The sequence below is a fragment of the Salinimonas chungwhensis DSM 16280 genome (assembly GCF_000378185.1).
GTDB classification, from domain to species: domain Bacteria; phylum Pseudomonadota; class Gammaproteobacteria; order Enterobacterales; family Alteromonadaceae; genus Alteromonas; species Alteromonas chungwhensis.
Genome location: NZ_KB899381.1, coordinates 120709 through 135386, shown reverse-complemented (window position 1 = coordinate 135386; position 14678 = coordinate 120709). Strand labels below are relative to the sequence as shown.

The 14678-nt window shown below is 46.8% G+C and carries 13 protein-coding genes; 5 read left to right on the top strand and 8 right to left on the bottom strand.

Annotation, left to right across the window (positions count from 1 at the left end):
- Window position 1: 1 nt before the first annotated feature.
- Window positions 2-1852, bottom strand: coding sequence for a polysaccharide biosynthesis/export family protein (locus F458_RS0111200; RefSeq protein ID WP_018983517.1), 1851 nt, complete (start codon window positions 1850-1852; stop codon window positions 2-4).
- 5 nt (window positions 1853-1857) lie between these two features.
- Window positions 1858-2238 (bottom strand): hypothetical protein, encoded by a 381-nt coding sequence (locus F458_RS0111195; RefSeq protein ID WP_018983516.1) that lies wholly within the window; start codon window positions 2236-2238, stop codon window positions 1858-1860.
- 333 nt (window positions 2239-2571) lie between these two features.
- Between F458_RS0111195 and wecA the strand changes: the two genes are divergently transcribed.
- The 5 genes from wecA (at window position 2572) to galU (ending at window position 7816) form a co-directional block, all read left to right on the top strand.
- Window positions 2572-3630: a UDP-N-acetylglucosamine--undecaprenyl-phosphate N-acetylglucosaminephosphotransferase gene (gene wecA / locus F458_RS0111190; RefSeq protein WP_018983515.1), complete on the top strand. Its 1059-nt coding sequence runs from the start codon at window positions 2572-2574 to the stop codon at window positions 3628-3630.
- A gap of 149 nt (window positions 3631-3779) precedes the next feature.
- Window positions 3780-4604 carry a glycosyltransferase gene (locus tag F458_RS0111185; RefSeq protein ID WP_018983514.1) on the top strand — a complete coding sequence of 275 codons (825 nt, stop codon included), beginning with the start codon at window positions 3780-3782 and terminating at the stop codon, window positions 4602-4604.
- Window positions 4601-5461, top strand: coding sequence for a glycosyltransferase family 2 protein (locus F458_RS0111180; protein ID WP_018983513.1), 861 nt, complete (start codon window positions 4601-4603; stop codon window positions 5459-5461). Before F458_RS0111185 ends, F458_RS0111180 begins: the two co-directional genes overlap by 4 nt.
- Window positions 5462-5576: 115 nt before the next feature.
- Window positions 5577-6920, top strand: a complete 1344-nt coding sequence (locus F458_RS0111175; RefSeq protein WP_018983512.1) for a UDP-glucose dehydrogenase family protein — start codon at window positions 5577-5579, stop codon at window positions 6918-6920.
- Window positions 6921-6922: 2 nt separating this feature from the next.
- The gene (gene galU / locus F458_RS0111170; RefSeq protein ID WP_018983511.1) at window positions 6923-7816 is read left to right on the top strand and encodes a UTP--glucose-1-phosphate uridylyltransferase GalU; all 894 of its coding nucleotides are present in this window, start codon (window positions 6923-6925) and stop codon (window positions 7814-7816) included.
- Window positions 7817-7906: 90 nt separating this feature from the next.
- On the opposite strand, the gene F458_RS0111165 is transcribed toward galU, so the two are convergent.
- The 6 genes from F458_RS0111165 to F458_RS0111140 all read right to left on the bottom strand — a co-directional run bounded on the left by F458_RS0111165 (window position 7907) and on the right by F458_RS0111140 (window position 14650).
- A complete protein-coding gene (locus F458_RS0111165) occupies window positions 7907-8242 on the bottom strand; it encodes a ComEA family DNA-binding protein (RefSeq protein WP_018983510.1) in 336 nt (111 codons plus the stop codon).
- Between the two features lie 145 nt (window positions 8243-8387).
- Window positions 8388-9401 (bottom strand): isocitrate dehydrogenase, encoded by a 1014-nt coding sequence (locus F458_RS0111160; protein WP_026294630.1) that lies wholly within the window; start codon window positions 9399-9401, stop codon window positions 8388-8390.
- Between the two features lie 219 nt (window positions 9402-9620).
- On the bottom strand, window positions 9621-11273 hold the full coding sequence (locus F458_RS0111155) for an HDOD domain-containing protein (RefSeq protein WP_018983508.1): 1653 nt from the start codon (window positions 11271-11273) through the stop codon (window positions 9621-9623).
- An 8-nt stretch (window positions 11274-11281) separates the two neighbouring features.
- Window positions 11282-11656 carry a DUF3192 domain-containing protein gene (locus F458_RS0111150; protein ID WP_018983507.1) on the bottom strand — a complete coding sequence of 125 codons (375 nt, stop codon included), beginning with the start codon at window positions 11654-11656 and terminating at the stop codon, window positions 11282-11284.
- Between the two features lie 88 nt (window positions 11657-11744).
- Window positions 11745-13106: a nucleotide 5'-monophosphate nucleosidase PpnN gene (ppnN, locus tag F458_RS0111145; RefSeq protein WP_018983506.1), complete on the bottom strand. Its 1362-nt coding sequence runs from the start codon at window positions 13104-13106 to the stop codon at window positions 11745-11747.
- Entirely contained in the window at window positions 13103-14650 is a 1548-nt protein-coding gene (locus F458_RS0111140; protein WP_018983505.1) for a GGDEF domain-containing protein, read from the bottom strand. The genes ppnN and F458_RS0111140 overlap by 4 nt, the downstream gene beginning before the upstream one ends.
- Between the last annotated feature and the right edge of the window lie 28 nt (window positions 14651-14678).

Below are 14678 nucleotides of genomic sequence, written 5' to 3'. Positions count from 1 at the left end.
TCTATTCAAGCGCTACGTTTGCAGCAACCGCAATTTGATAAACAATTTGGGTGATATCTTTAATGGCCTGCAATGACTTAACATCAATAGACGGCAACACAATTAACTGATCGCCGGGTTTCAGGTCAACTTGACCTTCAGTTTCATCAAAGAATGCTTCATCAATCTGATCAAATTCAACCAAGCCATTTTTGCGAATAACCAGAATACGTTCATCATCGGCTCGCTGCGTAAAGCCACCTGCCCAGGCAATATAATCTGCTGCAGTAGCATCTGGATTGTAAACCACAGCCTGGGGCATCATTACTTCGCCACCAATTTGCACCAAATCGGTCACTTGTGGAATAACTATGGTATCGTTAGGTTCCAGCAGTACATTAGCAGTGTGACCGCCTTCGGAGACAACAACCTTGCCCAGAGGTTCTACCTCTCTGGCTCTGGCGATAAAGTCGGAAACCAGTTGCGCTTCCTGAACGCGAATGCTTCCTTCACCGGTTGAGCTGATAGGCGCGGTATAAATACTTCTTTCCAGTTGTCGAAGCGATCGATCAAGAATTTCCCGTTGCTGTTGTGCAACACTTTCGCGCAGCAAAAAGATATTTTCCAGATCGGAAAGCTTTTTATTTACCTGAATATAGGTAAGCACCTCCTGAAGACGAGTACCCTTATCCACCATAATTTGCGACGGGCCGGTATGACTACCCTGAATGTTTATGCGATAGACTCGTTGTTCGTGGTCGTCGATATACTCCACCGAGTCGCCTGCCTGAAGGGAGAAGTCCGCAAAGGCGCTAACTGAAAGGTAGCGGGAAAACTGCTCACCATTTCGGACGCCAGCTATTGAAACGTGATTTACAAAGTCCCTGGGAGTCGCATAACTAGTAAGATTACTGCCTTCGAGCTCGTCTTTAGTGAACTCGAAAGTAAAACTGTTGCGGGCACCGGTTTCTACCACAATTGTAGCCCCTAAGGGGCGGACCATTATGACATCACCGTCTTTGAAAGAAATATCCGGTAAGGTGCCGTTTTTTATGAAATCGTACAGGTCTGCCGATGCGATAATATCGCCGTTACGTTTAATATCAATTTTTCGGAAGCTGCCGCGCTGAAAATCAATACCACCTGCGCGCTTTAGAAAGTAAAGAACGCTGTCTGATGCTTGTCCGGCATACTGGCCAGGACGCAACACGGGGCCAGTGATAAATACAGAGACTGGGGTGGAAGTTAACAAGTTAACATACACGCTCACATCATTCGTATAAACCTGCTTGATTCTGCTGGTTACCCTGCTGTTAACTGACCCGGCAGGCGTGTTGGCCACATGGATAGGGCCGATGTTAGGTATGAAAATGTTACCCTGATTATCTACTGTGACGACATCGGCAAAATTAACAGCACCCCACATCCAGATTGAAATTTTGTCGCCCTGCGCAATCAGATAATTATCATTAAGCCCATCTGCCCGTTCGGATTCAAATCCGCCAATAAACAAATTAGCGGCAAAGGGCGGGTTTTCCATCGGCATCTGTTCAGGAAAAACCGTATCAATAGTAGGCTCACCCGGCAAAGGCTGGCCCTGACGAGGCTGGTTGTAATACTGGCCATTCTGAGGCTGGCCGCCGTTCATACTGGATATGTTGCGCGGGCCAGAGAGCGTCATTGGCGAAGCATTGACAGTACCGGCCTGAGACTGAGCAGCTGCGGCACCTTGCCCCTGGTTCTGACCAGACTGCTGCGCCTGTTGTCTGAGCTGCTGCAAATCTGCTAATGACTGCGCCTGTACACTATAGGTGGTCAGCATTATAAAGCAGGTCGTAAAAATACGAAGTAGAGTCATAAAATTACTTTTCATAAATTTCAGGATTCCGGGTCGCCAGAGAGTGAGCGCCTTAAGACAGAAGGGAAATATATCCACTGAGAATGTTGCTGACACACGCGCGCTTCTTTAGCAATTTGTCGCGGTGTGTTCAGACGATGCAAAGCAAAGCATTGTTGTTGGGACGCGGAAAAATATCCCTGACCCACCTGCCAGGTGGCATCGGCGAAAGAAATCGTCTGTCCGGGCATGATCGTTTTATTTGGTGCAATGCTGATTACCTGGCCCTGATCCTGCACAGTATAATTAGGGTGGACTAGCGGGACATCAGCCACGACCGGGCCAGGCGCAGACGCGCAACCAACCAGCATAACGCTTGCGGTAAGTGCTAGTACGCCAAAAATTTTTTTCTTCGCAATCATTAGAATGAACGGGAATCCCTGTATCAAAGTGGCCGATAGGATAGCATATAATTTTTAAATTTCACCCCGCCCGCGTAAATCGTGTATTGCTGACAAGGCCTGTCTTTTGTGGGTTTGTTAGACGATTGTCAGGCGTAAAGTTTCATAAAAAGGTGGTCAGATTACAGAATGTTTATTATTATTGGCACACCAAGGCCGCTTCTTCATTTCTGTGCGCTGACAATAACTGAGCTTTGGAGAAAAACCACATCTGCTTTTTAACGAAATTTTATAACAATATAGCGAAGCACTGTAGTTTTTCTGGCACCTGAATGACAATGGATTTTTCTTAGCATGTTCGATTACCTTCAAATTGTACCATTGTTTACCGCATTCTTTGTGGCACTGATTCTGTTGGTAGTGATGACGCCGCTTGCTCATCAGTTTGGTTTAGTTGACCAACCTGATATCCGAAAACGACACCACGGGATGGTGCCGCTTACGGGGGGCGTAGCTATTTTTATGGCAGTTGTCGTGGCCAGTATCGTTACCGATGTTTGGATGAAAAACAATCCACTGTTTTTCACCGCCTCAGCATTTATTGTTTTGCTTGGCATGCTAGATGATCGGTTTGAACTTAGCGCGAAAGGCCGGTTAATGTGCCAATTTGGTGTGGCGGCTATTATGGCGTGGAGCGCACAAAATTATATTACGTCCCTGGGTAATCTGTTTGCAGTAGGCGATGTAAACTTAGGCATCGGTGGCTATTTTTTCACTATTGTCTGTGTGGTTGGCGTTATCAACGCGTTCAATATGATAGATGGTATAGACGGCCTCGCTGGCGGCATGAGTCTGGTAGTATTACTGGCTGTAGTTTGCCTGTTGCTGTTAGCAGGTAATGATGGCGCGATTATGGAGCCGCTTATTATTATTGCGGCGATTGTACCGTTTTTGGCATTTAATCTTAGCTGGAAAGGGTTTCGCGGCAATAAGATTTTCATGGGTGATGCTGGCAGTATGTTTGTCGGCCTGACCATCGTATGGTTGCTGGTCGATCATGCCCAGGGCGGCGCAGCGGCGTTTCGGCCCATCACGGCGGTTTGGCTTATCGGCTTGCCGCTCATGGACATGGCCGCGATTATGTATCGGCGCGCTCGCAAGGGTCAGTCCATGCTCAGGCCAGACAGAAAACATCTGCATAATATATTTATGCGGGCCGGGTTATCGTCAAATCAGGCATTGGTGGCGATATTATTCATGGGCAGCTTGTATTGTCTCATCGGCGTGCTCGGCGAAGTTTTTGCCGTTCCCGAATGGATAATGTTTTGGGGGTTTATTGCATTACTGATGGTATATAGCTATATCATTCAAAACATCTGGCGAATGATAAGAAAGTTCAACAAGCTGACATAAGCGCAAGGCTTTTCACAGCACCCCCTCGTCGTGTACTATTGCAGCCCTTTGTCAGTAAGTAATACCTTTTCGTGCCCGAGACCAGTTGTCAGCCATTTAAAATCATATCTTCTTCGCAGCCTCCCGCCAGCGCGAGGGTGCTCGTTGCTATGTCTACCTATGACGGAGACAGGCCAGAATGGGTCCATCAGGCGATAGCCAGCGTTCGCAATCAAACGTTTACCGACTTTGTGTTTCTGGTAATTGTCGACGGCAGTGTGCCAGCGGCAACCACTGCTATGTTATTAGCACAGGCAAAAAAGGACTATCGATTGGTGATTGCACAAAATAGTCAGAATATCGGCCTTGCGGGGGCGATGAACCTGGCTATCGAGTGGATGTTATCCCAACACCAGTTCAGTTATTTTTTCCGCATGGATGCCGACGATGCCTGCCTGCCAGAGCGACTTGAAAAACAGGTTACATTTTTAGACAGTCATGAGCAGGTTGATGTGCTTGGAACCGGTTTGATGGAAGTAAATGAATCAGATATACCGGTTAGTTCGCGCGTTATGCCCGCTTCGCATCATATCATTGTAAGAATGTTACCGCGCCGCTGTACGATTAATCATCCTACTGTAGCCATTAGAACCCGGGTATTTAAAGAGGGTTTTAGATACGACGCCAGAAGAATGAATACACAAGATTATTTTTTATGGATAGATCTTGCTGCCCACGGTTATCAGTTTCGAAATTTACGTGAAAAGCTGCTCAAATTCAGGCGCGTCAATGATTTTTACAAGCGTCGAGGATTGATAAAATCGTTAAATGAATTTAAAGCGCGGTTCATTGCCATGAAAAAGCTTCGTCGCTATTCACTGTTTAACGCTTTTTATGCCATCGGTGTTTTATGCTTGCGCCTAATGCCTTCCAAAGTGGTAAAACTGGCGTATAAATTTGATCGCATTTTACTAGAAAAGATAATTAAACATTGAAAGTCGCCGCCGTAATTATTCTATATCATCCAGAGCTATCGCACCTGAGCACAATGCTCAGCGCGCTGCAACAATCAGGCTGGCCGACTGTACTGGTTGATAACTCACCCTCGGTGCTAGCCGATATCCCGCCATCAGTACATACGTACATTCACTGTCCGGACAATGTCGGTATCGCGGAAGCGCAGAATAAAGGCATTGATAAAGCAATCGAGACCCAGGCCGAGGCCGTGTTGCTGTTAGATCAGGACAGCCAGTTATCTGCAGCGTTGCTAAATGGGTTGTTGGACAGCTATAAACTGGCTTTACATCGATTCGATAAGGTGGCGTGCGTAGGTCCTCAGGTGTTGTGTGATTTTAATAATCAACAAGTTAAACCCCGTCTAAGTCGTGAAAAAACACTGTGTGACGAGCTTGTGCTATCAAGGCAGATTATTGCTTCGGGCATGCTATTGAATGTCTCAGCGTATAAGCAGATTGGCAAAAAAGACAGTGAGCTGTTTATTGACGGGGTTGACCACGAATGGTGCTGGCGTGCCCGAAATCTAGACTATATGGTTTTGAAAGCTGCCGGTGTAGTGATGCGCCATAAACAGGGAGATGGCCGACACCGGTTGTTTGGCATGAACTTTAAGCGCGGTGCACCAGTAAGACTTTATTATCAGGTACGAAATGTGCTTATTCTTTCACGCAGAAGGTATGTTCCGGTTTACTGGAAGCTTCGTCACTTGACGGCATTGCCAATTCGTTTCGCCGTAAACCGCTGGTATTTCCCCCAGGGTAAGTTACGCGGACGCTTTATGTGGCGGGGCTTAAAAGACGGCATAACCGGCCGTACCGGCAGAATTGATCAATAAAATTAGGCGTAAATAGTGTGCTCTGTCAGGTATCTTCAACTGTATCGATAAACCGACAGCCAGAACCGGTGCAGCACTATTCAATACTGACGCTAAAATGTATAAAGGAAAGGTTGTGAAAGTCACCGTATTTGGAATTGGGTATGTGGGGTTAGTGCAGGCTGCTGTATTAGCCGAAGTAGGTCACGACGTTGTTTGTGTCGATGTGGACCAGAATAAGGTGGACAACCTCAAAAAAGGCGAGATTCCTATTTATGAACCAGGCCTGACGCCGCTGGTAAAAAGCAATTTCGATGCTGGTCATTTAATTTTCACCACGGACGCTAAAGCGGGTGTGGAACATGGTGAGCTAATTTTCATCGCTGTTGGCACGCCGCCTGATGAGGATGGGTCTGCCGACTTGAAATATGTTTTAGCAGTGGCCGAAACCATTGCTACACACATGAATAATCACAAAATTATCATCAATAAATCTACTGTGCCGGTAGGTACTGCTGACAGAGTAAGAGCGACAGTGAGTGGTAAGCTCGATGCGTTAAGTAAAACGGGTGAATTTGATGTGGTATCTAATCCTGAGTTTTTGAAAGAAGGCGCTGCAGTTAACGATTGTATGCGTCCCGATAGAATCATACTGGGGACGGATAGCGAGCACGCAGAGAAAAAGCTCAGAGAGCTTTATTCGCCGTTTAACCGTAATCACGATAAAGTGATTACCATGGATATCCGCAGTGCAGAGCTCACCAAATACGCTGCTAATTGCATGTTGGCGACAAAGATTAGTTTTATGAATGAAATAGCCAACCTTGCTGAATATTTTGGTGCTGACATTGAGCATGTCCGCCACGGCATTGGTTCTGATCCTCGTATTGGCTATCAGTTTATCTATCCAGGATGTGGCTATGGTGGATCTTGTTTCCCCAAAGATGTTCAGGCTTTAGTGCGTAGCGCGAATAGTGTGGGTTATAAAGCCCGTATCCTGGAGTCGGTGGAAGCAGTTAACTATGATCAGAAAGAAAAGCTGTTTGAATATATTATGCGTCATTTCAATAATGACGTGAAAGGCAAGACAGTGGCGCTGTGGGGCTTATCATTCAAGCCTAACACGGATGATATGCGTGAAGCGTCCAGCCGGGTACTTATGGAACGGCTCTGGGAAGCTGGTGCCATGGTGCAGGCTTATGATCCTGAAGCGATGGAAGAAACCCAGCGTTTGTATGGCGATCGGGAAGACCTGCGTTTGATGGGTACCAAAGAAGCCACGCTTAACGGCGCAGATTTTATGGCAATCTGCACTGAGTGGCAGATGTTCCGGGCACCGGATTTTGAGCTTATAAAAACCAAACTTAAAGAACCACTTATCTTTGATGGACGTAATCTTTTCGAACCTCAGCGTATGGCAGAATACGGTCTCCAGTATTATGCTATCGGACGCGGACTATCAGTAAAAGGAAAGCAATAGACATGAGTCAGGTAAAAAAAGCAGTAATCCCTGTAGCGGGATTGGGAACGCGGATGTTGCCAGCAACTAAGGCGATACCCAAAGAAATGCTGCCGGTGGTTGACAAACCACTTATTCAGTATGTGGTCAATGAGTGCGTTAAAGCTGGTATCAAAGAAATTATTTTGGTGACTCATGCCAGTAAGAACAGTATTGAAAATCACTTCGATACCTCTTTTGAGCTAGAGGCAACATTAGAAAAACGGGTTAAAAGACAACTTTTAGAAGAAGTGCAGTCAATCTGCCCGAAAGATGTCACCATCATGCATGTGCGCCAGGGCCATGCAGCTGGTCTGGGCCATGCTATTTTATGTGCACGCCCGCTAGTGGGTGAATCGCCCTTTGCCGTGGTGCTGCCGGATGTCATCATAGATGATGTCGCCAGTGATTCTTCGAAAGACAATCTCGCTGATATGGTGGCTAAGTTTAACACCAGTCGTGTCAGTCAGGTCATGGTTGAGCAAGTGCCAAAAGACGAGATAACAAAATTTGGTATTGTCGATTTGGATGGTATGGAAATTTCACCAGGCGATTCGGCAAAAATTCATAAGATGGTAGAAAAGCCGTCGCTGGAAGAAGCACCGTCGGATCTGGCTATTGTAGGGCGCTACGTCCTATCTGAAAAAGTCTGGGACCTATTGGAATACACACCACCGGGTGCAGGTGGAGAGGTCCAGTTAACAGATGCTATTGACTCGCTTATGCGGATTGAACAGGTAGATGCGTATTATATGAAAGGCATGAGTCATGACTGCGGTAGCAAGCTCGGTTATATGAAGGCTAATGTTGAATACGCACTGCGACATCCTTCATTGGGCGAAGAGTTTAAAGAATATTTGTCGACACTCAAGTTCTGATAGAAAGCTCCCGGTTGGGAGCTTTTTTATTTGGTACATGCACAGGGTTACCATGGGCATGCGCAGACTATCGTTGATCAGCGCCCAGAATTACTGAGTGACTTTAAGGCGGTGTTCGAGTTTGGCTAACAGCTTTGGCCCAATTCCTTTTACCTGCGTTAGCTGCTCAACCTCCAGAAAGTGCCCCATCTCTTCGCGATAGTCGATAATTGCCTGTGCCTTTTTCTTACCAATACCTGGCAATGCTGTCAGTTGCTCGACACTAACATTATTCAGGTCCAGCTTTTCTGACTGAGTCTGTGCGGCGGCGGGACTATTTACAGCAGAGTCATTAGCAGCGGCAAAAGCAACAGGCGCGCCGGTCATTGCAGCAGCACAAAGTAATGGCATAAAAAATCGGGTATACACGGTTTTTAAAATAGTCATTGGTTCAATCCTTGTCATCAATAGCCAAAAGCGGCGAAACAAAGGATAGTGGCTCAGCCATTAAAATTCGTCTGTCGGAAGATCAGTTTTCGGGCAGGGTGAGATAAGGTATGGGCGCACCAGCAAGCGCGCCCGGTAAAGGTGATTATTTGTTAAGACGATCCAAGACTGCCTGAGTAAACTCGGTAGTGCCGTTCTGGCCGCCTAAATCGCGGGTGGTGCGATCGCCAGATTCGATAACGTCTTTTAACGCTGAACGAACTTTTTCAGCTTTATCGCCCATATTAAGGTGCTCCAGCATCTGGACAGCTGCGAGAATAACTGAGGTGGGATTGGCCAGGTTTTTACCTGCAATATCAGGCGCTGAGCCATGCACTGCTTCAAAAATCGCACAATCTTCACCAATATTAGCACCCGGTGCCATACCCAATCCGCCAACAAGACCAGCGCAAAGATCTGAAATGATGTCACCGAACAGGTTCGTTGTAACGATGACGTCAAACTGATGCGGGTTCATGACCAGTTGCATACAGGTGTTATCTACTATCATCTCTGCACTTTCGATATCCGGATAGCGTTCACCAACTTCACGGGCAACCTTAAGAAACAACCCCGATGTAGACTTCAGAATATTCGCTTTATGCACTGCGGTAACTTTTTTACGGCCTTCTCTGCGTGCCATCTCATAAGCAAATGTGACGATTTTTTCAGCGCCTTCTCGCGTGATTTTACTCATCGCTTCGGCTTCGTTACCGTCTTCGGAAACCTTCTGGCCTAACCCGGAATACATGCCCTGTGTGTTTTCACGCACAGTAATAATATCGATATCTTCATAACGGGCCTTTGTACCTTTGAAAGACATCACCGGGCGCAGATTTGCATACAATTTGAACTGTTTACGCAGGCTTACGTTGATAGAAGTAAATCCTTCTCCGACGGGCGTGGTCAATGGTCCTTTAAGTGCAATTTTATTTTTGGCGATCAGGTCCAGAGTTTCCTGCGGTAACAGTTCACCGTGTTTTTCTAGGGCGACAAGACCTGCGTCAGCATAATCATAGGCAAAATCACAGCCTACATGGTCCAGTATTTTTGTGGTGGCATCAATGATATCCGGGCCGATACCGTCGCCGCGAATGACCGTAATACGTTGCTGAGTCATGGGGGGATCCTCTGGTAAATTTTCGTTTCTGTTGTATAAGGTTTCAATTAACAGCATGTTTAATGACGCTGTCAAAATGGCGAACCACTAAGCGGTGCGAAAGCGCTCTTCAGGCGTGTTTTCGCCAAAGGAACAAAATCGCGCATATTTTATAGCAACAAGGCCACGGGCACTAGTAGAGATTGACCTTATCTCATGCGCTGTGTTGCTTGTTAGCCTTTACACCGGTAGTGCAGAGTACAGTAAATGACTGAGTTTCTCCCGATAAACACTCGCGGTTTTATCTGACAGGGACAAAATATGCAGACACTGTCTTAATGCCTCAAGCGTGGCGGCATCATTATTATCTGGACAGAAAAGCCACTGGCGGGTCCAGATCAGACTTAGCATGACAACGGCAACATCTTTTTGCTGAGAGGCTCGCGTATCGGCCGGATAGCGGTCTAATTGCAGCAATATCGCACGGTGCTGAGCGGGAAGATGCCAGTTGGAGGCCAGCTCCGCAGCAAAGTCGACAAAAGGATTGGCCGTTTTCAGTGCGACAAGCTTGTTGATACTGTGAAGGTGATTGTCGTTGTGAATAAATTCAGGTAGCACTTTTAGTGCAGGCAGGCTAAATAGTGGTGCAACCATAAAGCTACTTATCAAGCTGGCAGACTGAGGTGTCAGTGAACTATCACACTCTGCTGCTATCAATGACGACAGGTTAGCGCTTACTGCAAGAATATTCTGACAAGTTCGACTTAATGGAAAGTGATTTTGAGTAAGCCGCTGAACTAAAGCCTCACGGATGAGCATGTCGCCAACCCGCTCTAAGCCAAAGGTTAAAACAGCCTGTTTAACGTCGTTAACTGGTAACTGCATTCGATTATCTGTGCTCGCTGCCGATTTCAGGGCATTGGCAAACGCCGGTTCGGCTTCAAGCTTTGAAACCAGGGTGTCTATCTCTATTTCAGCTTCATGAAGTAAATCAACAATATTGAGCAATGATGAGGGTGGATGGCTCAGTGGATAGGCTCTGCCACCGGGCTGATAAGCAATAAAAGCGTCAACCTGTGTTTCAAACCGTTGTATTAATTCCCACCACTGGTCGAACCCAACATAACGCAAGGCGGGTTGGTCAACGATGTCTCTTACTATAAATTTTCGTTCCCCCTGCTTTTGTTTGACCAGTGCGCAGTGAGATTCGTCTTTCGCCAATAGGATAAGGGAGTGCGGACTAGTGGCCACCTGCGCTCCGGGCCATATGTTTCCCGGGTAATCCACCCAGGCTGTAAATGCCGGCTCACGAAGCAACGGAGAATGCAGCGCAATCTGGCGTAAAACCGGAAAGAAACTGTCTTTGAAATGAATGCTAATGTGAGCGCTTACTAACGCCCACCACTGCGATTCCTTAAGCGCTGGGCTTTTCAGATATTTGATGAAGTGAGGGCGACTAAGTAAAGGATAAGCAGCAAATATTTTCTGCCAGATGCTAAGGTGACGCTTTTTCAGTTGTTTTTTGAGGCCCTGCACCAAACTCTTGTCAAAATGAAGCGTCTGGGTATCTTTGTGGTAGCTACCCGTACAAAATAGCATGTAAGCTGCCGCACTCAGATGCTGTAGATAGTGGTCATTGAGTTTACTGCGCTGGCCGAGTACCGTCATAATCAGCGCCATTCGCAAGGGCAGGGGAGCGGACAGACCTGACTCCTGGCGCAGCGTATTTACCGCAACCAGTGCCGCCTGAGGGTGATGCCGGGTAAAATGAATTAAGCGCTTGGCAATCCCCAGCGCAGCGTTAACGCCATCGAAGTTTTTCGCCTGACGAATGATTGCTTTGCTGGCAATCTGGCTTTGCTGAATTAGCTGATGATATTCGACGCTGGCCAAAGCCTTCCTTAACTTTTCAAATAACTCTGGTACGCACCATCACCCCAGGCGACCAGCAGATCATCTTCGAATAATAGCGGTGTACATTCATCCTGTGTGGTCAAACCATCTGCCCGCACATGTTGTGTTCGGTAAAACATGACCTGGATGGAGGTTTCGCTGTCCATTTTTGCTTCCGTGATATCAGGCGAGCCCAACAACGCAAGGACTTCCTCACGGGTGGCACCCAGTGAGAGTTTGGTAATTTGTACTTTGTTATATTCTTCCCGGTCCTTCCAGTCCATATTCTCCGGTTTGTCCGGATAAAGGGTGATGACCATAAATACGAAAACAACGTATGCTGCGGCTCCGAAAAAAATCAGCCGAATTACCTTACTATTCATCCTTTTTCACTTGTTGATAAATACGCCGGTCAGTTTACCTTAAAAGTTAATGTATAAGGAATGCTAAATCGTAACCGAATGCGTCAGTTTATATTTGCGTAATGGTATAACAAGGGACATATTCAGATCCGGGAAGTTTCATTCGCTGCTGTTCGACAAATGACTGCAACAGTGTATCGATACGTCGCATAAGTCCGGCATCGCCGTTAAGCTGAAACGGTCCCTTTTCTTTGATTTGCTTCACTCCTTCAGCTTTAACATTTCCCGCGACAATCCCGGAGAATGCTTGTCTGAGCACTACCGCAAGTTCAGCAACACTTTGATTCTGGTGCAAGGCTAAAGCAGACATACTCTCATGGGTAGGCGTAAACGGGGTTTGAAAAGGCTCATCAATTTTCAAAGACCAGTTGAAACTAAACGCATCGCCTACAGCACGGCGATGCGCCTCAGTATTTGCTTTGCTTTCACTAAGTACACGAGCCACGTGTACCGGGTCATCAATAATAATCTGGTACTGACTTTGTGCTGTTGGCCCTAAGGTAGCACCAACAAATTCATCGATAGCATCAAAATAAGCCTGCGACCCCGCCGGCCCGGTAAGAATAACCGGCAGCCCTTGCTGCGCATTTTTTTCGTTGGTCAGAATGCCTAACAGGTAAAGCAGCTCTTCAGCAGTGCCCACCCCGCCGGGGAAAATAACAATACCATGGGCGAAGCGAACAAATGCCTCCAGTCGTTTTTCAATGTCTGGCATGATAATCAGTTCGTTGACAATGGCGTTGGGCGGCTCGGCTGCGATTATGCTGGGCTCTGAAATGCCAATATAACGCCCTTTTTTAAACCGTTGTTTGGCGTGACCAATAGCGGCGCCTTTCATCGGGCCTTTCATTGCACCAGGGCCGCAGCCGGTACATATGTTCATCTCGCGTAAGCCCAGCTGGTAGCCGACTTCTTTAGTATATTTGTATTCATGCTCCTTGATAGAATGTCCGCCCCAGCAAACAATTGTATTTAAATCATCGTTACCTTCCAGCGCCTGAGCATGTCGTAACATATCAAAGACCATATCCGTGGTGCTGAGGTTATCAGACGCAGGTTCGTTGTCGATTCGGGCATATTTATTTCCCATGAACAACATATCCCGCATTACTGCGAACAGGTGCTCATGTACGCCTCTAACCAGTTTGCCATCAACAAAGGCGACTTCTGGTGGATCGATAAGCTCGATTTTTACCCCTCTTTCCCTGCGAACCAGTTTCACATCGAAGTTATCATAGGGCGCAAAAAGCACCTCATAGTTATCTTCATCAACACCGCTGTTGAGCACGGCCAGACAACAATTTCTGAACACATCGTAAAGTTCGCTGTTAGTGGTATCCTGAAGCTGAGAAACTTCGAGTTGGGAAAGCTGGCTCATCCAGCCAAGCGGGTTTAACTGCACTTTTTTCATTCAACATCGTCCTGATCGATGACTACACAATTACGGCCTGAGCGTTTTGCCTGATACAGCAAACTATCGGCGCGTTCGAAAACGTCGTCAGGGTTTTCACCTGCACTGAAACATGTTCCGCCAAATGACGCGGTAATGGTCAGGCGTTCCTGTTTGAACTTAAACGGAATTTTCGTCAGTCCGGTTCGTAACCTATCTAACTTTTGTTTAAGCGAACCATGGCCTGAACGCGGCATAACGAGGACAAATTCTTCACCGCCCCAGCGAGCCAGAAAGTCGTCAGCATCCAGTGCCTGACGCAAGTGATTGCCGATGACCTGTAAGGTTTTATCTCCGGCAGCGTGACCAAAACGATCATTTATGGATTTAAAGTGGTCAATATCAATTACAGCCAGACAAAGTGATTGCTCCTTGTTAGCCGGGCTTTTTAAAACATCTGTCAGGTGATCGTTATAGGCCTGGCGGTTAGGTAAACGTGTTAACGGGTCGGTCTGACTTGTCGCCACTTGTCGGGCTAGTTTGTTGCGATAATAACGGGTTTTAGATTCCAGCTGTGAAATCTGCTCTTTCATTTGCTCTAATTGACGAAGGAGTATTTCCTGAGCCTGGTGGTCGTCCTGTGCACGCTGCTGAAGCTCATTGCCCACCCGTCTGAGTTGCGCCTGCGCCTGATGCGTAATGGTGTCGCCAGACTCAGAACGAGCCACATTTTTCTCAATTCGTTGAATTTGATCGTGCATCTGAATCGCACTGCGACGCTGCGTATCAAAGGTCTTTTGGGTCAGGTCAAGACTCTCATTCATATTTTGATGCAAATTTCCCAAAGAACGATGCAGGCTTTGCATGACTTTGCCCGAAAAGGTAGCTTCCTGCATAGAGTCCTTGACCACCAGGCGCAAAATTGCCAGACATATATTGAGTAGCTCTTCAGTAGTGAGCCCCTCCCTGACTTTCTCTTTCAGTTCTGAGATTTGGGGATTATCGGGTTGTTTAGCCAGGTAGCTATTTAATAACTGAGCCAGCTCTTCTTGTAGGTAAAGAAGTATTCGGTCGGGCTTATGGGTCTGTCTGGCAGTGGCAGGGTGGGGTTGCGGAACAGAACGTAACGTTTTGTTTTTCTTCAAGGCGGATGTCAGCGCGACATGTGAAAAAATATCGGTCACCCGAAGACATAATCGAACCAGCTCGTAAAGTGATCCCATAGGTTGACGAGTCTGTCCCACACTGCTGACTAACTCGGCAAATGCATCATCGTTTTTATTGATAGCCGCCATCAGCGTTTTGGCTGCTTGCTCGACATCATTTAAACAGTCGGCTTTGAAATGCTCCAGATTCGTTACGTCGTCCTGCAACATACGATTTAACTTATTAATACTGACATGAGCAAGCGAGAAATTTGCCGCACCACCCAAATGGCTTCTAAGCGTTTTGAGTTCGTCATCAATGTCTTTAGAATATCCCTGATAGAACAGAGATAACCGGATAATAAACTGCGTCAGCACGCTGTGCTGCTGCTTTACCATCTGCAACTGTTTATTCGTCATTTGTCCTGCTAATTTATGATGACAGCGT